Source organism: Clavibacter davisi (genome assembly GCF_052751415.1).
On the sequence record NZ_CP199882.1, the window covers coordinates 857,290 to 874,876 of the forward strand.

Annotated in this window: 17 protein-coding genes and 3 tRNA genes; 14 read left to right on the top strand and 6 right to left on the bottom strand. The window is 74.2% G+C overall.

Annotated elements, in window-relative coordinates; all coding sequences use genetic code 11:
* Positions 1-31: 31 nt before the first annotated feature.
* A complete protein-coding gene (locus ACU4ZT_RS04200; RefSeq protein WP_445338066.1) occupies positions 32-853 on the bottom strand; it encodes a TspO/MBR family protein in 822 nt (273 codons plus the stop codon).
* Positions 854-934: 81 nt separating this feature from the next.
* On the opposite strand from ACU4ZT_RS04200, the gene ACU4ZT_RS04205 reads away from it, so the two are divergent.
* Both ACU4ZT_RS04205 and ACU4ZT_RS04210 read left to right on the top strand, forming a co-directional pair.
* Positions 935-1,378, top strand: coding sequence for a MarR family winged helix-turn-helix transcriptional regulator (locus ACU4ZT_RS04205; protein ID WP_063071110.1), 444 nt, complete (start codon positions 935-937; stop codon positions 1,376-1,378).
* The gene (locus tag ACU4ZT_RS04210) at positions 1,375-2,115 is read left to right on the top strand and encodes a YqjF family protein (RefSeq protein ID WP_063071111.1); all 741 of its coding nucleotides are present in this window, start codon (positions 1,375-1,377) and stop codon (positions 2,113-2,115) included. The genes ACU4ZT_RS04205 and ACU4ZT_RS04210 overlap by 4 nt, the downstream gene beginning before the upstream one ends.
* A gap of 79 nt (positions 2,116-2,194) precedes the next feature.
* Here the strand turns inward: ACU4ZT_RS04210 and ACU4ZT_RS04215 are convergent, their stop codons facing one another.
* Positions 2,195-4,030 (bottom strand): glycoside hydrolase family 15 protein, encoded by a 1,836-nt coding sequence (locus tag ACU4ZT_RS04215; RefSeq protein WP_445338068.1) that lies wholly within the window; start codon positions 4,028-4,030, stop codon positions 2,195-2,197.
* Between the two features lie 360 nt (positions 4,031-4,390).
* Here ACU4ZT_RS04215 and ACU4ZT_RS04220 point away from each other — a divergent pair, with 360 nt between their 5' ends.
* A complete protein-coding gene (locus ACU4ZT_RS04220; RefSeq protein ID WP_445338070.1) occupies positions 4,391-5,545 on the top strand; it encodes an acyltransferase family protein in 1,155 nt (384 codons plus the stop codon).
* A 28-nt stretch (positions 5,546-5,573) separates the two neighbouring features.
* Positions 5,574-6,107: an O-acetyl-ADP-ribose deacetylase gene (locus ACU4ZT_RS04225; RefSeq protein WP_445338072.1), complete on the top strand. Its 534-nt coding sequence runs from the start codon at positions 5,574-5,576 to the stop codon at positions 6,105-6,107.
* A gap of 68 nt (positions 6,108-6,175) precedes the next feature.
* Here ACU4ZT_RS04225 and ACU4ZT_RS04230 read toward each other — a convergent pair.
* The 3 genes from ACU4ZT_RS04230 to ACU4ZT_RS04240 all read right to left on the bottom strand — a co-directional run bounded on the left by ACU4ZT_RS04230 (position 6,176) and on the right by ACU4ZT_RS04240 (position 6,495).
* Positions 6,176-6,251, bottom strand: a tRNA-Phe gene (locus ACU4ZT_RS04230).
* Between the two features lie 70 nt (positions 6,252-6,321).
* Positions 6,322-6,398 (bottom strand) — tRNA-Asp (locus ACU4ZT_RS04235).
* A 21-nt stretch (positions 6,399-6,419) separates the two neighbouring features.
* Positions 6,420-6,495 (bottom strand) — tRNA-Glu (locus ACU4ZT_RS04240).
* A gap of 420 nt (positions 6,496-6,915) precedes the next feature.
* On the opposite strand from ACU4ZT_RS04240, the gene ACU4ZT_RS04245 reads away from it, so the two are divergent.
* Both ACU4ZT_RS04245 and ACU4ZT_RS04250 read left to right on the top strand, forming a co-directional pair.
* Positions 6,916-8,205 carry a peptidoglycan DD-metalloendopeptidase family protein gene (locus ACU4ZT_RS04245; RefSeq protein WP_063071114.1) on the top strand — a complete coding sequence of 430 codons (1,290 nt, stop codon included), beginning with the start codon at positions 6,916-6,918 and terminating at the stop codon, positions 8,203-8,205.
* Positions 8,206-8,218: 13 nt separating this feature from the next.
* The gene (locus ACU4ZT_RS04250) at positions 8,219-9,601 is read left to right on the top strand and encodes a C40 family peptidase (RefSeq protein ID WP_063071128.1); all 1,383 of its coding nucleotides are present in this window, start codon (positions 8,219-8,221) and stop codon (positions 9,599-9,601) included.
* A gap of 103 nt (positions 9,602-9,704) precedes the next feature.
* On the opposite strand, the gene ACU4ZT_RS04255 is transcribed toward ACU4ZT_RS04250, so the two are convergent.
* A complete protein-coding gene (locus ACU4ZT_RS04255) occupies positions 9,705-10,232 on the bottom strand; it encodes an inorganic diphosphatase (protein ID WP_063071115.1) in 528 nt (175 codons plus the stop codon).
* 54 nt (positions 10,233-10,286) lie between these two features.
* On the opposite strand from ACU4ZT_RS04255, the gene tilS reads away from it, so the two are divergent.
* From tilS to ACU4ZT_RS04295, 8 genes are all read left to right on the top strand, one after another.
* The gene (tilS, locus tag ACU4ZT_RS04260) at positions 10,287-11,312 is read left to right on the top strand and encodes a tRNA lysidine(34) synthetase TilS (protein WP_270981878.1); all 1,026 of its coding nucleotides are present in this window, start codon (positions 10,287-10,289) and stop codon (positions 11,310-11,312) included.
* A gap of 1 nt (position 11,313) precedes the next feature.
* Entirely contained in the window at positions 11,314-11,865 is a 552-nt protein-coding gene (hpt, locus tag ACU4ZT_RS04265; protein ID WP_063071117.1) for a hypoxanthine phosphoribosyltransferase, read from the top strand.
* A gap of 156 nt (positions 11,866-12,021) precedes the next feature.
* Positions 12,022-14,022, top strand: coding sequence for an ATP-dependent zinc metalloprotease FtsH (gene ftsH / locus ACU4ZT_RS04270; RefSeq protein ID WP_063071118.1), 2,001 nt, complete (start codon positions 12,022-12,024; stop codon positions 14,020-14,022).
* 4 nt (positions 14,023-14,026) lie between these two features.
* Positions 14,027-14,611 (top strand): GTP cyclohydrolase I, encoded by a 585-nt coding sequence (gene folE / locus ACU4ZT_RS04275; RefSeq protein ID WP_063071119.1) that lies wholly within the window; start codon positions 14,027-14,029, stop codon positions 14,609-14,611.
* Between the two features lie 2 nt (positions 14,612-14,613).
* Positions 14,614-15,480: a dihydropteroate synthase gene (gene folP, locus ACU4ZT_RS04280; RefSeq protein WP_063071120.1), complete on the top strand. Its 867-nt coding sequence runs from the start codon at positions 14,614-14,616 to the stop codon at positions 15,478-15,480.
* A 4-nt stretch (positions 15,481-15,484) separates the two neighbouring features.
* Positions 15,485-16,195, top strand: a complete 711-nt coding sequence (locus tag ACU4ZT_RS04285) for a DUF3592 domain-containing protein (protein WP_414748271.1) — start codon at positions 15,485-15,487, stop codon at positions 16,193-16,195.
* A complete protein-coding gene (gene folK / locus ACU4ZT_RS04290) occupies positions 16,189-17,094 on the top strand; it encodes a 2-amino-4-hydroxy-6-hydroxymethyldihydropteridine diphosphokinase (RefSeq protein WP_414748270.1) in 906 nt (301 codons plus the stop codon). Before ACU4ZT_RS04285 ends, folK begins: the two co-directional genes overlap by 7 nt.
* Entirely contained in the window at positions 17,091-17,573 is a 483-nt protein-coding gene (locus ACU4ZT_RS04295; protein ID WP_063071123.1) for a DUF3180 domain-containing protein, read from the top strand. Before folK ends, ACU4ZT_RS04295 begins: the two co-directional genes overlap by 4 nt.
* The last annotated feature ends 14 nt before the right edge of the window (positions 17,574-17,587 follow it).

The window sequence follows — 17,587 nt, forward strand, 5'->3', positions numbered from 1 at the left end:
CGACCGGGCTGCACGCGCCGCCGCGCCGGGATCAGCTGGCGGCGATCGCGCTCGCGCGGCGCGCGACCCGGCCGGTCCACCCGGCGCGGCCGCGCGCGACGAGCGTCATGACCACGACGGCCGCCGCGGCCACGATCGCGGCGATCGCGGCGGGCGTCGACAGCAGCTCGCCCGTGAGGCGGCCGACGGCCACCCAGGCGAGGCCCCACGCGATCGCGGCCGACGGCGCGAGCCGCCCGCCGTCGCGGAGCGCGAGCACGACGCCCACAGCGCCCGCGACCGCGAGCAGCGCGATCGCCCACGCGTCGCGGCCGGTCGTGCCCGGCTCGAGGCCGGAGGCGCGGAGGATCGACGCGATGTTCGCGATCGACGCCACGCTCACCCAGCCGAGGTAGAGGCCCGTCGTGCCGTCGAGCACCACGCCCTCGACGGCGGTCCGCGGGCGCGTGGCCATCAGCGCGCGGAAGACCCACATCAGCGTCGCGAGCAGCGCCACGATGACCACGCCGCTCAGCACGAGGAGCCCGGCCTGGGCGGTGAGGATCCAGACGGCGTTGAGCACGAGCGTCACCGCGACCGGGTAGCCGACGCGGCGCTGGCGCTCGTCGGCGCGCTGGGCGGGGAGCGCCTGCCAGACCGTGTACGCGACGAGCCCGAGGTAGACGACGCTCCAGATCGAGAAGGCCGGACCCGCGGGGGCGACCGGCGTGTAGCTCGCGCTGAGCGCGCCGCTCGACGCGGTCTGGATGCTCTGGTCGCTGAAGGCGCCGGAGCCGAACGCCGAGCCGATGACGGCGAACGCCATGCTCGAGATGACGACGATCTGACGGACGACGTCCTTCATGGTGCCCATGCGGCCTGCTCCTCTACGATGTGAATGTCAGCAGGCAGATAGTCAGCCTGCTGACGATCACTGTAGCAGGAGGTGTCGCCCATGGCCGGAGGGATGTCCGCCGAGGACGAGCTCGCGAGCTGGCCCACGGGCCGGCTGCTGTCCACGGCCGCGCGCGCGGTCGAGCACGCGTGGGCGGAGGCGCTCACCACGCTCGGCGTGACGCACGCGGGCCTCATCGCGCTGCACCTGCTGCGGGACGGGCCGCTCAGCCAGATCCAGCTCGCCCGCTCCGCGCACGTCGAGACGCAGACCATGTCGCGCACGCTCGAGCGGCTGGAGCGGGAGGGCCTCGTGTCGCGCGCGCCGGATCCGCGGGACCGCCGCCGTCACGTCGTCGCCCGCACCGAGGCCGGCGCCGAGGCGTGGGCCCGCGCGCAGGACCTCGAGCGCGACGTCGTCCCCGGCATCGCCCGCTCCGAGGAGATGCGCCGCGGCCTCATCGACGTCATCCGCCAGGCCGGCCGCCCGGGGAGCGCCTCGTGAGGCGCCCCGCGGACCCGATCTCCGCCGCCGCGCCCGACCTCCCCGGCCGCGCGGTCATCCGCCAGCTCTGGAGCGACCTCGCGTTCGTGCACTGGCGCGTGGATCCGGCGCTCGTCGCCCCGCTCCTCCCGCCGGGCACGCGCCCCGACGTCCACGACGGATCCAGCTGGGTCGGCCTCATCCCGTTCGTCCTGTCGCGCAGCGCCTTCCCGCCCCTGCCCGCCGTCCCGTGGGCCGGCACCTTCGCCGAGCTCAACGTGCGGCTCTACAGCGTCGGCGACGACGGCCGCCGCGGCGTGGTCTTCCGCTCCCTCGAGGCCGCGAAGCTCCTGCCGGTGATCGGCGCCCGCGTCGGCCTCGGCCTCCCGTACATGTGGGCGTCGATGACGCACGCCGAGCAGGACGGCGTCGTCACGTACACGTCGCGCCGGCACACGGGCGCGCGCCCGTCGTCCCGCATCTCCGTCCGTCCGCTCGGCGAGGAGGTGGAGGGCGATCCGCTCGCCGACTTCCTCACCGCGCGCTGGGGCATGCACGTGGCCCGCGGCGGCGTCACGCGCTACTGGCCGAACACGCACGACGCGTGGACCCTGGAGCGCGCCGAGCTGGTGGACCTCGACGACGAGCTGGTCGCGGCCGCCGGGCTCCCCGGGATCGTCGACCGCGCGCCCGACTCCGTGCTCTTCTCCCGCGGCGTCCGCACGGAGTTCGCGGGGCCGATGCGCCCGCGCGCCTGACGCCGGACGGAGCCCGCCGGGTCGACACCGACCGGGTCGGCGCCCGCGCGGCCGACGTCGCCGGGCGCCCGCCCGCTCCCTACCGCTCCGCGCGCGGCGTCCGCGTCGAGCGGGCCTTCCCGCCCGACAGCTCCTCGATCGTCAGCGCGGCGCTCACGAGCGCCAGGTGGCTGAGCCCCTGCGGCAGGTTGCCGAGGAACGCGTGGTCGTCGGCGTCGATCATCTCCGAGTAGAGGCCCACGTCGTTGCCGAGCTCGACGAGCTGGTCCATGAGGTCGCGGGCCTCGTCGATCCGTCCCACGCACGCGAGCGCGCCCGCCATCCAGAAGGCGCACGCGGTGAACGTGCCCTCCTCCTCGGGCATGCCGGAGTAGCGGTAGAGGAGCGGGCCGCGGCCGAGCTCCGAGCGGAGGGCGTCGAGGGTGCGGGACATGCGCTCGCCGCGGTCGAAGCCGGAGATCGAGTGCAGCAGGATGCTCGCGTCGAGCCGCTGGCTGCCCGGGTGCATCACGTAGGCGCCGCGGCCCTCGTCCCAGCACTCCTCCTCGACCCAGGCGCGGATCCGGTCGCGCTCGGCCCGCCACCGGTCCGGCACGCCGGGGATCTGCCCCACCTCGGCCAGCTCGACGGCGCAGTCGAGCGCCTGCCAGCAGCCGAGCTTGGAGGTCGTGTAGTGCTGCTCGTCCTCGAGCTCCCACATGCCGGCGTCGCGCTTCTGCCACATGTCGCAGGCGCGGTCGGCGAAGGTCGCGAGGAGGCGGCCGGTGTCGGCGTCGAGCACGTTGCCGTCGCGCACGTAGGTGCGCACGACGTCGAAGAGGTCGCCGAACACGCCGAGCTGCAGCTGCGCCTGCGCGTCGTTGCCGTCCACCACGGGGCCGACGCCGCGCCAGCCCGGCACCTCGGGGTTCGAGCTGCCCTCGGGCACGCCGCCCTCGAGCGAGTAGAAGACGTGCAGCTCGGGGCCGTTGTCGCGGATCGTGCGGAGCATCCACGAGACGGCCGCGTGCGTCTCCTCGCGGAGCCCGAACTTCACCAGCGCGTTCACCGTGTACGCGAGGTCGCGCACCCAGGCGAAGCGGTAGTCCCAGTTCTTGCCGCCGCCCATGCGCTCGGGCAGCGAGGTGGTGGCGGCCGCGGCGATGGACCCGGTGGGCGCGTGCACGAGCAGCTTCAGCGCCAGCGCGCTGCGCTGCACCTGGTCGGACCACTCGCCCTCGTACCGGAACTCGGTGCTCCACTGCTCCCAGTTGCGGATGGTGCGGTCGATGCCCTCGTCCACGATCTCCGGGTTCGGGATCCGCACGGGCTCCCGCTCGGTGCCCACGAGCGTGATCACGTGCCGCGACCCCTCCGTCGTGGTGAACGCGCCCGAGACCGACTGGGTGCCGGGCTCGGCCGGCCCGTGGTCGAGGCCGACGACCGCGAGCGTCACGCCGTCGACGCGGATCACCGGCCCGTTGTGCGTGGACTGCACCCACGGCGACGAGGTGGCGAGCGCGGTGCCGGGCGCCACGAGCCAGCTCATCGCGACCTCGCCCGTGAGCCCCTCGATGCGCCGCCCGAGCTCCGCCCATGGCAGGCGCCCGGCGACGCCCGTGACGAGCGCATCGGTGACGCGCACGCTGCCGGACGCCGTGGTGAAGGTGGTGGTGAGCACGTTGGTGCCGGAGACGTACGCGCGGCTGACCTCGAAGTCCTCGTCGGGCCGCAGGCTGATGCGTCCGCCGTGCGGGGCGTCGAGGATCGCCGCGAACGCGGGCGGGGTGTGCAGGTCGGGCAGGGGCAGCCAGTCGATGTCGCCGTCCTCCGCGATGAGCGCGACGGTGCGCCCGTCCCCGATGGCGGCGTAGCTGCGGAGCGCGATGTAGCCGTCGATGCGCTCGGGTGCGGGGCGGGATGCGGGCGTGGCCATGGGACTCCTGTCGGCGCCGGCCGCGAGGATCACCGACACCTCCAGTATCCCCGCGCCGCCGCCGCGTAGGCCGCGCCCGGGCGCCCCAGGACATGACGGTCCGCCGGGAGCCGTCCCGCGCCGGCGATCGCGGATCGGCCCATCCGGGTTCCCCCGGCTTCCGAACCTGACCGATGCGCCCGGAGCCGACCCGAACGGTTCCGGTCGCCGCCCGCCGGACAGCGTCGTCCGCGCGGGGGATCCCCGTGCCCCGCTCGGGGGGAGGCCGCACCCGCCGACCCGGGGATACGATCAGCGGACCCGAACCCGCGCCGCCCGCAGGTGTCGCCCGCTCCCGCCCAGGCGCCCCAGAGATGAGCCATGGCCCTCCCCTCCATGAGCCCGCGTTCCCGCGCGCGCTCGGACTCCGCCCTCCGTCCCGCGTCCGCGCCCGATGCCGCCGCCCGCCCCCGCTTCGAGTGGATCGATGCGGGCAAGGGCGCCTGCATGGTGCTCGTCGTCCTGCTGCACCTGTCCCTCATGTTCGAGAACGAGGTCAACGAGGGTCCCGCCGCCCTGTGGTGGGACGTGAGCGCCGCGTTCGCGCCTCTCCGCATGCCCCTGTTCTTCTTCATCTCCGGCTTCCTCGCGATGCGCGCCGTGAGCCGCCCGCTCGCGCAGACGCGCGGCCGGACCCTCGGCATCCTCTCCGTCTACGCGATCTGGACGCTCCTCTTCCTCGCCCGCCTCTTCGTCCCGCAGGCGCGCGGCGGCGGCGAGGCCCCCACGCCCGGGCAGCTGCTCCTGAGCGTCGCTCTGCCGACGTCGTACTGGTACCTCTGGGCGCTGCCGGTCTTCTTCGTCATCGCCTGGGCGTGCACGCGCCTCCTCGGCCGGCATCGGGCGTGGGCGCTCGTCGCGTTCGCGGCCCTCGCCCTCGCCGTGCCCGCCCTCAAGCCGCTCACCGCGGGCCTGCTCACCGAGCCGCTGGACGCTGTGAAGGCCGGCTCCGTCGCGGCGAACCTCGTCTGGTTCTTCGCCGGCGTCGTGGGCCGCGACGCGTGGCTCGCCCTGATGCGGCGCGCGACCCTCGTCACCGCCGCCGCGGGGATCCTCGCGTACGCCGGCGTCTTCGCGCTCCTCAGCGCGACCGGGCACGGGCCCGTCCTGACCTTCGCGATCGCCGGCGTCGCGCTCCTCGCGAGCAACCAGGTGCTCGCCGTGGCCGGCATGGCGAACCCGCTGTCGCGGGCGCTCCGCTGGGTGGGCCGGCAGACCCTGCCCGTGTACGTCTTCCACATCTTCCTGGTCTCGGCGCTCAGCGCGGCGCTGAAGCTCGCGGGCCTGGTGCCGCTGCTCCGGGAGCACACGTACGCCTGGGGCGCGATCCTGCCGATCGCGCTGCTCGTGCCCGTGGTCGTCGCGAGCCGGCTCATCGGCGCCGCCGTCCTCGGCTCGCCGCTGCGGTGGACGCTCGAGGGCCCGCGCTGGCTGACGGCGAGCCGCGCCCCGGCGCCCGAGGCCGTCGCGCGCTGATCCGACCCGCTCGGGCCAGGCTGGACGGATGACCGACATCGAGGCCGTGCGCGGCGACATCACCCGGCAGGACGTGGACGCCATCGTGAACGCGGCGAACTCGTCGCTCCTCGGCGGCGGGGGAGTGGACGGCGCCATCCACCGCGCGGCCGGCCCGGAGCTCCTCGCCGCCTGCCGCCGGATCCGCGCCGAGGAGCTCCCCGACGGCCTGCCCGCGGGCGACGCCGTCGCGACGCCGGGCTTCCGGCTGCCCGCGCGCCACGTGATCCACACGGTCGGCCCGGTCTGGTCGCGGTCCGAGGACCGCACGGCCGTGCTCGCGAGCGCCTACCGCCGGTCGATCGAGGTCGCGGCGGCCCTGCGGCTCCGGAGCGTCGCCTTCCCCGCGGTCTCGGCGGGCGTCTACGGCTGGCCGGTCGACGACGCGGCGCGGGTGGCGGTCGCCGCGGTGCGCACGGCCGTCGCGGAGGGAGCGGCCGACGGGATCGAGCTCGTGCGCTTCGTCCTCTTCTCGGACGCGGTGCTCGCCCGGTTCGAGGATGCGCTGGCCGACGACGCCTGATCGGCGCACGGCGGACGGGCCGTGAGACGAGGACGCCGGCCCTCACGTCTGTGACGGGGACCGGCGGGTGGTGCCTGGACGCGGCGTCGATCCGCGGACCTTTCGATTTTCAGTCGAACGCTCTACCAACTGAGCTACCCAGGCGAGCGGGCGGCTTGCGAGAAGACGCCCACATCGGAGAGAAGCCCTCTCCGAGGAGAGGGCTCGCCATCCGTGGCGACCCTGACGGGACTTGAACCCGCGACCTCCGCCGTGACAGGGCGGCACGCTAACCAGCTGCGCTACAGGGCCTTGCATGTCGATCGCATTGCCTGGTGACCCCAACGGGATTCGAACCCGTGTTAACGCCGTGAAAGGGCGCCGTCCTAGGCCACTAAACGATGGGGCCGCTCGCCCTGGTCTCCCAGGTCTCGCAGCAACCGACACGTCAGCATAACCGCACTCCGGGCGAGGACTCAAATCGGCCGGGCGCGATCGGGGTCCCGGCCCGCGGGCATGCGGATCCGACGGCGTGTCGCGGCTCGTCCCCGGGCGCGCGGAGGGGCCGCGCGCCGCGCGCCCGACGTCCTGCCAGGTTCGCGACACGGCCAGCGCGCTGCCGCGGCGCGACCCTGCCGCGGGGTTAGCCTTCGGTCGACCCTCCCGGGGAGGGGCTCCCCGTGCGGATCCCCGCGTCCGGCCGCTGTGCGCCGTGCGTCCCCCTCAGTACTGTGAGAGCAGGTGCGGGTGTGACGGATGTGATCCGGGACGCCCGCCCGCCCGCGGGAGGCGCAGCCGGCCAGCCGGGCGACACGATGATCGGGAGCACATGAACCAGGACCTCCACCGGAGCGCGCGCCGCTCGCGCGCCCCGCGCTCCCGCACGCGGCACGGCATCCAGGCCGTCGTCGCCGTACTGGCGGTCCTCCTCACCGGATCCATCGCGGCTCCCGCGCACGCCGAGACGTTCGCCTCGTGGGACGACGTGCAGAAGGCGCGCGGGGACGAGCAGGCGCAGAAGCAGCTGGTGCAGAGCATCAACGACGAGATCGCGTCGCTCCAGCAGCGTGTCGCCGACGCGCAGGCCCTCGTGGTGCAGCGTGGCGAGGAGCACGACCAGGCGCAGCAGGCGGCGGACGACAAGCACGCCGACACCGTGCAGCTCCAGGGCAAGGTCGACGCGGCCGACGCGAAGGCCACGAAGTCGCAGGAGCAGGCCGCGGGCCTCGCCAAGCAGCTGATGCGCTCCGGCGGCCAGAACCTCTCCGGCACCCTGCTCCTCAGCGAGGGGGACGGCAGCGACGACCTCCTCGACAAGCTCGGCACCATGAGCAAGGTCGCCGAGAAGTCCGACCAGATCTACGCCATCGCGATCCAGGACCGCAACGCCGCCAAGTCCCTCAGCGACCAGGCGCAGGTCGCGCTGAAGGAGCTCGACGCTCTGAACGCCAAGGCCGAGCAGCTCCTCCAGGAGGCCGCGCAGGCGCAGTCCGACCTCCAGCAGGCGCTCGAGGACCAGAGCGCGCAGAAGGCCGACGCCGACGCGAAGCTCTCCGTCATCTCCGAGAACCGCGAGGCCACCGAGGACGACTACCAGGCGGGCGTCCGCAAGCGCCAGGCCGACGCCGACGCGCTCGCGGCCAGCCAGGGCAGCGCGGGCGGTGACGTCTCGCCCGGCGCGGTCAGCAGCACCGGCTGGACGGCGCCCCTCCCGGGAGCGAACACCAGCGGGTTCTTCGGGGAGCGGTTCCACCCCATCTACAAGCGGCTGATCTTCCACGCCGGCGAGGACCTGGTCCGCGGCGCCACCTGCGGCGCGACCCAGTACGCGGCGCACGCGGGCACCGTCTCCTTCGCCAGCTGGAACGGCGGGTACGGCAACTACATCCGCATCGACCACGGCGGCGGGGTCTCCTCGGCGTACGGCCACATCATGGACGGCGGCACCCTCGTGCGGCAGGGCCAGCAGGTCGTCGCGGGCCAGCCCATCGCCCGCACGGGCACCACGGGCGGCTCCACCGGCTGCCACCTCCACTTCGAGATCCGCATCAACGGGGACGCCGTCGACCCGGTGGCGTTCATGCACGGCCAGGGCGTCTCCATCACGAGCACGCATTGACATGAGGAACGACATGAACCACCTCCGCCCGACCACGGTCGTCATCTCCACGATCGCCGTGGGCGTCATCGCCGTCTCCAGCGGCGTCGCCGCCCAGACGGCCTTCGCCGCCACCGACTACCCGTCGTGGGCCGACGTCCAGGCGGCGAAGGCGAACGAGGCGGACACGCAGGCGGCCATCGACCGCGTGACGCAGCTGGCCACCGGCCTGCAGGAGTCCGCGGACCAGGCGAACACCGCCGCCATGCTCGCGGGGGAGCGGTACTCCCAGGCGCAGGCCGCGAAGGACGCGCAGGCCGACAAGCTGAAGCGCCTCCAGAAGAAGGCGGACGAGGCGCAGGCCGCGGCCCTCACGAGCCGCATGCGCGCGGGCCTCCTCGCGAGCCACCTCGCCCGCGCCGGCGGCCAGGACCTCACGGCGAGCCTGTTCACCTCGGACGGCGACGACGCGGACCAGCTGCTCCGCTCGCTCGGCACCATGTCGAAGCTCTCCGAGAGCACCCAGAGCGTGTACCAGCAGGCGCTCGCGGACCGCAACAGCGCGGCGTCCCTCAGCGACCAGGCGCAGGTGGCCAAGGACGAGCTCGGCCGCCTCGCGGACGAGGCGCAGAAGTCGCTCGACGCCGCGAAGTCGGCCGCGGCGACCGCCGCCTCCGCGGTGGCGGAGCAGACCCGCAACAGCGACCAGCTCATCGCGCAGCTGGCGCTCCTCAAGGACTCCACGTCGGAGATCGAGGCGCAGTACGTGCAGAGCCTCACGCAGCCGGCGGCTCCCGCCGCACCGGCCGCGGCGGCATCGGGTTCCGGAGCCGGGTCCTCCGGCGGCGGGGCGGCGTCGGGCTCGTCCGGCGGAGGCGCCCCCTCCGGCGGCTCGTCGGGCGGCGGGGCCGGCCCCTCGACCGGCGGCGGATCCAGCGCCCCGGCCCCCGCGCAGCCGGCGCCCGCGCCGGCCCAGCCCGCCCCGCAGCCGGTGCGCCCCGCTCCGCAGCCGGCGCGCCCCGCCCCGGCCCCCGCGCCCTCGGGCAACGCGGCCCAGGTCGCCATCTCCTTCGCGAAGTCGCAGCTCGGCGAGGCCTACTCCTTCGGCGGCGAGGGCGACGGCTGGGACTGCTCGGGCCTCGTGATGATGTCGTACCGCGCGGCGGGCATCAACGTCGGCGGACACTCGGTGAGCTCGCAGTACAACACGATGCAGGCGCAGGGGAAGCTCGTCCCGTTCTCGCAGCGCCAGGCCGGCGACATCGTCTTCTGGAACAGCGGCGGCGACTTCTACCACGACGCCATCTCGCTCGGCGGGAACACGATCATCGCGGCGCCGAAGCCCGGCGACGTGGTGAAGATCCAGTCCCTCTGGGGTGGCAGCGACATCATGCCCTACGTGGGCCGACCCGGCTGATCCGGCCGCCCGCCCCGCGCACGACGACGCCCGCCCCTCCGCATCTGCTGCGGGGAGGCGGGCGTCGTCGTGTCAGCCGCGCGGGCTCAGGCGGGGACGCGGATCAGGCGTCCTCCTCCGGCTCGCCGCCGTGGCCGTCGCCGTGGCCCTCGGCCTGGAGCTTGTCGAAACCGGCCTGCACGATGGCCTCGGCCTCGGCCGCGTCGCCCCACCCCTCCGTCTTGACCCACTTGCCGGGCTCGAGGTCCTTGTAGTGCTCGAAGAAGTGCTCGATCTCCTTGCGGGTCTGCTCGGGCACGTCCGTGATGTCCTGGATGTGCGCCCAGCGCGGGTCCTTCGCGGGGACGCCGATGACCTTGGAGTCGATGCCGGCCTCGTCGCTCATGTTGAACACGCCGACGGGGCGGATGGAGACGCCGACGCCGGGGAAGACCGGGTACTCGAGCAGCACGAGCACGTCGACGGGGTCGCCGTCGAGGCCGAGCGTGTTCTCGAAGTAGCCGTAGTCGGTGGGGTACACGAACGACGTGAAGAGCACGCGGTCGAGGTACACGCGGCCCGTCTCGTGGTCGACCTCGTACTTGTTGCGGGACCCCTTGGGGATTTCGACGACGACGTCGTAGCTGGCCATGCGCGTGCTCCTCGTGGTTCTGACGTGGGCGGGATGCTGCCATAACGTTAGTGGATGCCCTCCGAGCGCCCCCGTCTCACACCCGCCGTCGCGGACCTCCGGCGAGCGGTCCGCGGGGCCGTCTCCGCGCTCGACCCCTCCGCGTCCGGTCCCGTCCTCGTGGCGCTCTCCGGGGGCGCCGACTCGCTGGCCCTCGCCGCCGCGGCCGCGTTCGAGGGGCCGCGCGCCGGCGTGGCGGTCGGCGCGATCGTCGTCGACCACGGCCTGCAGGACGGCTCCGACCGGGTCGCGGCGCGTGCCGCCGACGCCGCGCGCGACCTCGGCCTCGACCCCGTCCTCGTCACGCGCGTGCGCGTGGAGCCGGGCGCCGACGGCCCCGAGGCCGCCGCGCGCGCGGCCAGGTACGCCGCGTTCGACGACGCGCTGGGGCAGACCGGGGCCCGCGCGCTGCTGCTCGCGCACACGCTCGACGACCAGGCCGAGACGGTGCTGCTCGGGCTCGCGCGGGGATCCGGGGCCGCGAGCCTGCACGGCATGGCCGCGTCCGTCCCCGCGCGCTCGGCCGACGCCGTCCTCCTGCGGCCGCTGCTCGGGATCCGCGCGTCCGTCACGCGCGCCGCCTGCGCCGACCAGGGCCTCGAGCCGTGGCGGGACCCGCACAACGCCGATCCCGCCTACGCCCGCGTGCGCGTCCGCCACGACGTGCTGCCCGTGCTCGAGCGGGAGCTCGGCCCCGGGATCGCGGAGGCGCTCGCCCGCACGGCCGACCAGCTGCGCGAGGACGACGACGCCCTCGAGCACTTTGCCGCGGAGATGATCGAGGAGATCGCCGACCACGCCGAGGCCGGCATCTCGCTGGAGGTCGCCTCGCTCCTCGCCGCCCCGCCGGCGCTCCGGCACCGGCTGATCCGCCTCGCCGCACGCGAGGAGTTCGCGGCGCACCTCTCCCGGACGCATGTGCTGGAGGTCGCGCGGCTCGTCACCGACTGGCGCGGGCAGGGGCCGGTGGACCTCCCGGGCGTTAGGGTTCTACGCAGGGACGGGCTCATCGTCCTCAGCGCCAGGACGACGGAAGAGTGACATGAGATCCACCGACATCGCCGACGACCTGACCCGGGTCCTGCACACCGAGGAGGAGATCCACGGCCGCATCGCCGAGATGTGCCGTGAGATCGAGCGGGACCACGCGGGGGAGGAGCTGCTCCTCGTCGGCGTCCTGAAGGGCGCGGTCATGGTCATGGCCGACCTCGCGCGCGAGCTCGAGCTGCCCGTCCACATGGACTGGATGGCCGTGAGCTCCTACGGCTCCGGCACGAAGTCGAGCGGCGTCGTCCGCATCCTCAAGGACCTCGACGCCGACCTCTCGGGCCGGCACGTGCTCATCGTCGAGGACATCATCGACTCCGGCCTCACCCTCTCCTGGCTCCTCGCGAACCTCCGCTCGCGCGGCGCGGCGAGCGTCGAGGTCTGCGCGCTCCTCCGCAAGCCCGAGGCCGCGAAGATCGCCGTCGACGTGCGCTACGTGGGCTTCGAGATCCCCGACGACTTCGTCATCGGCTACGGCCTCGACTACGCGGAGCGCTACCGCAACCTCCGCGACGTGGCCATCCTCGCGCCGCACGTCTACAGCTGAGGCGCCCCGCTCCTCTTATCCCGCTCCATGCTGCCGCCCGTTCGGCTGGCGGCGAACACCGCGGCCGCGCTCAGACAGCCGCTTGTATCCTCGGAACATCTCGTCGCCGTACGGCGCGGCACGGGCAGAAAGGTGCCGGGCCCGCGCCCGAGACTCATGAACTTCAAGAAAATCCTCCGCAGCCCGATCCTCATCGTGGTCCTCGCCATCGTCGTGGTCACGGTCGGCTTCACCCTCATCACCGGGTCCGGCTACAAGACCATCACCACGCAGCACGGCCTCGAGCTGATCCAGGACGGCAAGGTCGCCTCCGCCAAGATCATCGACGGCGAGCAGCGGGTCGACCTCACGCTCGCGAACCCGGACGGCGAGAACGGCACCATGGTGCAGTTCAACTACGTCGCGCAGCGCGGCGGCGAGATCGTCTCCGCCATCACGTCCGCGAACCCGTCCGAGGGCTTCGACGACCAGGTGCCGCAGCCGAGCTGGCTCCTGTCGGCGTTCAGCATCCTGCTGCCGCTCCTGCTCATCGGGTTCTTCATCTGGATCATGTTCTCCGGCATGCAGGGCGGCGGGAACCGCGTCATGCAGTTCGGCAAGTCGAAGGCGAAGCTCGCCTCCAAGGACTCCCCGAAGGTGACGTTCGCCGACGTCGCCGGGTCGGATGAGGCCATCGAGGAGCTGGAGGAGATCAAGGACTTCCTCAAGGAGCCCGCGAAGTTCCAGGCCGTGGGCGCCCGCATCCCCAAGGGCGTGCTCCTGTACGGCCCTCCCGGCACCGGCAAGACCCTGCTCGCGCGCGCCGTCGCGGGCGAGGCCGGCGTGCCCTTCTACTCCATCTCCGGATCCGACTTCGTCGAGATGTTCGTGGGCGTCGGCGCGAGCCGCGTGCGCGACCTCTTCGAGCAGGCCAAGCAGAACGCGCCGGCCATCATCTTCGTCGACGAGATCGACGCGGTCGGCCGCCACCGCGGTGCCGGCGTGGGCGGCGGCAACGACGAGCGCGAGCAGACCCTCAACCAGCTCCTGGTGGAGATGGACGGCTTCGACGTCAAGACCAACGTCATCCTCATCGCGGCCACCAACCGGCCCGACGTGCTCGACCCCGCGCTCCTGCGCCCCGGCCGCTTCGACCGCCAGATCGGCGTCGACGCCCCCGACCTGCAGGGCCGCAAGCAGATCCTCGAGGTGCACGGGCGCGGCAAGCCGCTCGCCTCGGGCGTCGACCTCGAGGTCCTCGCGCGCAAGACGCCGGGCTTCACGGGCGCCGACCTCGCGAACGTCCTCAACGAGGCCGCGCTCCTCACGGCCCGCTCGAACGCGCAGCTCATCGACGACCGCGCGCTCGACGAGGCCGTCGACCGCGTCATGGCCGGCCCGCAGCGCCGCAGCCGCATCATGCGCGACCACGAGAAGCTCATCACCGCGTACCACGAGGGCGGTCACGCGCTCGCGGCGGCGGCCATGAACAACACGGATCCCGTCACCAAGGTCACGATCCTCCCCCGCGGCCGCGCCCTCGGCTACACGATGGTGCTGCCGCTCGAGGACAAGTACTCGGTCACCCGCAACGAGCTGCTCGACCAGCTCACCTACGCCATGGGCGGCCGCGTCGCGGAGGAGATCGTGTTCCACGACCCCACCACGGGCGCCTCGAACGACATCGAGAAGGCCACGTCCACGGCCCGCCGCATGGTCACCGAGTACGGCATGAGCGCCAAGGTCGGATCCGTGAAGCTCGGCTCCAGCTCCGGCGAGCCGTTCCTCGGGCGCGACCTCGGCGGCAGCCGCGACTACTCGGAGGACATGGCCCTGACGGTCGACGCCGAGGTGCGCGCGCTCCTCGACGGCGCCCACGACGAGGCGTGGCAGGTCATCAACGACAACCGCGACGTGCTCGACCGCCTCGCGACCGAGCTCCTCGAGAAGGAGACGCTCGACCACACGCGGCTGGCCGAGATCTTCGCCGACGTGAAGAAGCTCGCGCCGCGCCCGCAGTGGCTCTCGAGCGACAAGCGCCCGCTGTCGGACCTGCCTCCCGTGCCCATGCCGCAGAAGGCGCCCATCGACCAGGGCGTCGTCGATGGCGCCGTGGACTCGGAGCCGCCGGCCGGCAAGCCGAAGCGCTCGCCCTTCCCGCGCCCCGCGACGGCCTGATCCGGTGGGCGTCGATCGGGCGCGCATCGAGGCGGCCGTCACCGAGCTGATCCACGCGATCGGCGAGGACCCGGGCCGGGAGGGTCTCGCGACCACGCCGGCGCGGGTAGCGGAGGCGTACGCGGAGTTCTTCGCGGGGGTCGGGACGGATCCGCTCCGGCACCTGCGGGAGACGTTCCCGCTGCCGGAGACGGACGCGGCGCCGCAGCCCGTCATCGTCACGGGGCTCGCGTTCCGCTCCATCTGCGAGCACCACCTGCTGCCGTTCACGGGCGTCGCGCACCTGGCCTACGTGCCGGGGGAGCGGATCGTCGGGCTGGGCCGCCTGCCGCGCGTGGTCGACGACCTCGCCTCCCGTCCGCAGATGCAGGAGCGGCTGGGCGAGCAGATCGCGGAGGCGCTCGAGCGGGGCCTCGGCGCCCGCGGCGTCGCCGTGATCCTCGACGCCACGCACGGGTGCGTCACCGCGCGCGGCACCCGGCAGGCGGGCAGCACCACCATCACGATCGCGGCCCGCGGGTCGCTCGCGGAGCCGTCGGCGCGCGCCGAGGTGCTGGCCCTCCTGCCCGGCCCGGGCGGACGGGGCTGAGCGTGGATCCGCAGCGCGTCCGTCCCCTCGTGCTCGGGATCCTCAACGCCACCCCCGACTCCTTCAGCGACGGCGGCCGCCACCTCGGCCTCGACGACGCGCTCGCGCACGCCCGGCGCATGGTCGCCGCAGGCGCGGACGTCGTCGACGTGGGCGGCGAGTCCACGCGGCCCGGCGCCGCCCGCGTCGACGCCGACGAGGAGCGGGCCCGCGTGCTGCCGGTCGTCCGCGCGCTCGTCGCCGAGGGCGTCGTCGTGAGCGTCGACACCATGCGCGCGGCCACCGCGGAGGCCTCGGTCGCCGCCGGTGCCCGGATCGTCAACGACGTGTCCGGCGGCCTCGCGGATCCGCGCATGGCCGCCGTGGTCGCCGACGCCGGCGTCGACTACGTGGCCATGCACTGGCGCGGCCACAGCGACACGATGGCGACGCGCGCCACCTACGCCGACGTCGTGGGCGAGGTGCGAGACGAGCTGCGGGCACGCGTCGACGCCCTCGTGACGGCGGGAGTGGATCCCGCGCGCATCGTGCTCGACCCCGGCCTCGGCTTCGCGAAGGAGGCCGCGCACGACTGGCAGCTCCTCGGATCCCTCCACCGGCTCGCCGACCTCGGCCACCGCGTGCTCGTGGGCGCCTCCCGCAAGCGGTTCCTCGGCCGGCTGCTGCCCGCCGACGCGGCCGTCGAGGACCGCGACGTGCCGACCGCGGTGGTCAGTGCGCTGTCCGCTCGGGCCGGCGCCTGGGCGGTGCGCGTGCACGACGTCGCCTCCACCCGCGCCGCGCTCGCGGTCGAGGACGCCTGGGCGCGCGGGCGGGCCGACGCCGCCGCATCGGCCGGGGCATCCGCCGTCGCCGGTCTGTCAGAGTAGGAGCATGAGCGCCGTGAGCCAGGACCGAGTCGTCGTCTCCCCGCAGGCGGGCCTCGTCCGCGTCGCGGTCGCCGCGCTCGTCTCCTCGGTCGTGCTCGGCGTCGGCCTCACGTTCCCCGCCGACCTGGGCGCCGACGCCGGCGCGGTCGTCGTCGTGATCAAGGTCGTCGCCGTCGTCCTCGGGCTCCTCGGCGCGCTCGGCAGCGCGTACGCGTCCGTCGTGCTCCTGTCGCCCGTGCTCACCACCGTCGGCGCCGTGCTCTGGCCTGTCGCGGTGGCCATGCTCGGCACCGCCCTCGGGCTCGTCGGGGCGCTGGCCTTCGCGCCCGGTGCGCGCGACGGCGACGGATCCCGAGGCGCCCTCGGGCTCGTGGCCGCCGTGCTCGCGGTGCTCGGCATCGCCGCCGCCGTCGCCTGGGCCGTCGTGCAGCGCCGCGTCGCGCGCCTCGCCCAGACCGCCCGTCGCGTCACCGAGACGGGTCGCCGCACCGCCGCGATCGTCACGGCCGTGCAGCGCCTCGACGGATCCGGCGACGCCGTCCGCGCCCGCCTCACGGTCGCCTTCACCGACGAAGACGGCCGCGACCACCACGTCACGCGCACCGTCACGACCGCCGACCGGCTCCTGCCCGCCGTCGGCGGCAAGCTCCCGCTCTGGTACGACCCGACCGACCCGGGCGACCTGCCGTCCATCGTCGTGGGCCGCTCATGGTGACCGGGCTCCCGACCGACCGCATCCTGCTCACGGGCCTGCGCGTGCACGCCCACCACGGCGTGTTCGCGCACGAGCGGCGCGACGGCCAGCCGTTCGTGATCGACCTCGAGGTCGCGCTCGACCTCGCCCCCGCCGGCGGCAGCGACGAGCTCGACCACACCCTCCACTACGGCGAGCTCGCGGAGGAGGTCGCGGAGGCGGCCGGGCGCGATCCCGTCGACCTCATCGAGACGCTGGCCGAGCGGATCGCGGCGGTGGTCCTCGCGCACGCCGTGGCCCGGTGGGTGCGCGTGACCGTGCACAAGCCGGACGCCCCGATCACCGTGCCGTTCGGCGACGTGGCCGTCGTGATCGAGCGCGGCTCGACGCTGCCCGCGCCGGGCGTGCCCGTGGGCGCGGTCGTGGCGGTGGGATCCAACCTCGGCGACCGGCGCGCCACCATCGAGGCCGCCGTCGCCCGCATCGACGAGGTGCCCGGGCTCCGCGTCGTCCGCTCCTCCGACCTCGTGGAGTCCGTGGCCGTCACGCCCGCGGGGGAGGACGCGACCAAGCCCGGATACCTCAACGGCGTCGTCCTCGTCGACTCCGCGCTCGGCCCGCATGCCCTCCTCGACGCGCTCGCGGGCATCGAGCGGGATCTCGGCCGCGTGCGCGCCGAGCGCTGGGGCGACCGCACGATCGACCTCGACATCGTCGCGTTCGGCGACGCGCGGATCCACGACGACCGCCTCACGGTCCCGCACCCGCGCGCCGCCGAGCGCGCCTTCGTCCTCGGGCCGTGGCTCCAGGGGGATCCCGAGGCCGAGCTGCCGGGTCACGGCCGGGTCGACGCCCTGCTCGCCGCGCTCGAGGCGCCCGATCCCGCGCCCGATCCCGCGCCCGCGGAGGCGACCCGATGACGCGCACCCGCTCCACGACGCTCATCGCCCTGCTCATCGCGGGCGCCGCCGTCGGCTGGTTCGTCGAGAACGCCCTCGTCATGAGCGGGCGGCCGCTCCTCGTCCCGCCGCTGACGCTCGGCGCGACGCTCCTCATCGTCGGGATCGTGCTGCTCGCGCTCGCCTGGCCCATCCGACAGACGACCCGCGGACGACGCCCCGGCCGCGTCGACCCGTTCCGCGCCACGCGCGTGGTGCTGCTCGCCAAGGCGTCCGCGCTCGCGGGGGCGCTGCTCGCCGGGATCACCGGGGGAGCGCTGGCCTTCGTGCTGGCGCGACCGGTGCTGCCCGGCGCGTCCTCCGTCGGGCTGGCGGTGGCCGGTACGGTGGGAGCCGTCGTCCTCCTCGTCGCCGGGCTGGTCGCCGAGCAGTGGTGCACGGTCCCGCCCGACGACGGCGACGACGCCCGTCCGGGCGACCCGGCGCGCGAGCTCTCCTGAGACGCGCCGCCCCG

Excerpts from the sequence above, each read along its gene's own strand:
- ACU4ZT_RS04200 (WP_445338066.1), bottom strand. The coding sequence starts at position 853 with ATGGGCACCATGAAGGACGTCGTCCGTCAGATCGTCGTCATCTCGAGC.
- ACU4ZT_RS04205 (WP_063071110.1), top strand. The coding sequence starts at position 935 with ATGGCCGGAGGGATGTCCGCCGAGGACGAGCTCGCGAGCTGGCCCACG.
- ACU4ZT_RS04215 (WP_445338068.1), bottom strand. The coding sequence starts at position 4,030 with ATGGCCACGCCCGCATCCCGCCCCGCACCCGAGCGCATCGACGGCTAC.
- ACU4ZT_RS04220 (WP_445338070.1), top strand. The coding sequence starts at position 4,391 with ATGGCCCTCCCCTCCATGAGCCCGCGTTCCCGCGCGCGCTCGGACTCC.
- ACU4ZT_RS04225 (WP_445338072.1), top strand. The coding sequence starts at position 5,574 with ATGACCGACATCGAGGCCGTGCGCGGCGACATCACCCGGCAGGACGTG.
- ACU4ZT_RS04245 (WP_063071114.1), top strand. The coding sequence starts at position 6,916 with ATGAACCAGGACCTCCACCGGAGCGCGCGCCGCTCGCGCGCCCCGCGC.
- ACU4ZT_RS04250 (WP_063071128.1), top strand. The coding sequence starts at position 8,219 with ATGAACCACCTCCGCCCGACCACGGTCGTCATCTCCACGATCGCCGTG.
- ACU4ZT_RS04255 (WP_063071115.1), bottom strand. The coding sequence starts at position 10,232 with ATGGCCAGCTACGACGTCGTCGTCGAAATCCCCAAGGGGTCCCGCAAC.
- tilS (WP_270981878.1), top strand. The coding sequence starts at position 10,287 with ATGCCCTCCGAGCGCCCCCGTCTCACACCCGCCGTCGCGGACCTCCGG.
- hpt (WP_063071117.1), top strand. The coding sequence starts at position 11,314 with ATGAGATCCACCGACATCGCCGACGACCTGACCCGGGTCCTGCACACC.
- ftsH (WP_063071118.1), top strand. The coding sequence starts at position 12,022 with ATGAACTTCAAGAAAATCCTCCGCAGCCCGATCCTCATCGTGGTCCTC.
- ACU4ZT_RS04285 (WP_414748271.1), top strand. The coding sequence starts at position 15,485 with ATGAGCGCCGTGAGCCAGGACCGAGTCGTCGTCTCCCCGCAGGCGGGC.
- folK (WP_414748270.1), top strand. The coding sequence starts at position 16,189 with ATGGTGACCGGGCTCCCGACCGACCGCATCCTGCTCACGGGCCTGCGC.
- ACU4ZT_RS04295 (WP_063071123.1), top strand. The coding sequence starts at position 17,091 with ATGACGCGCACCCGCTCCACGACGCTCATCGCCCTGCTCATCGCGGGC.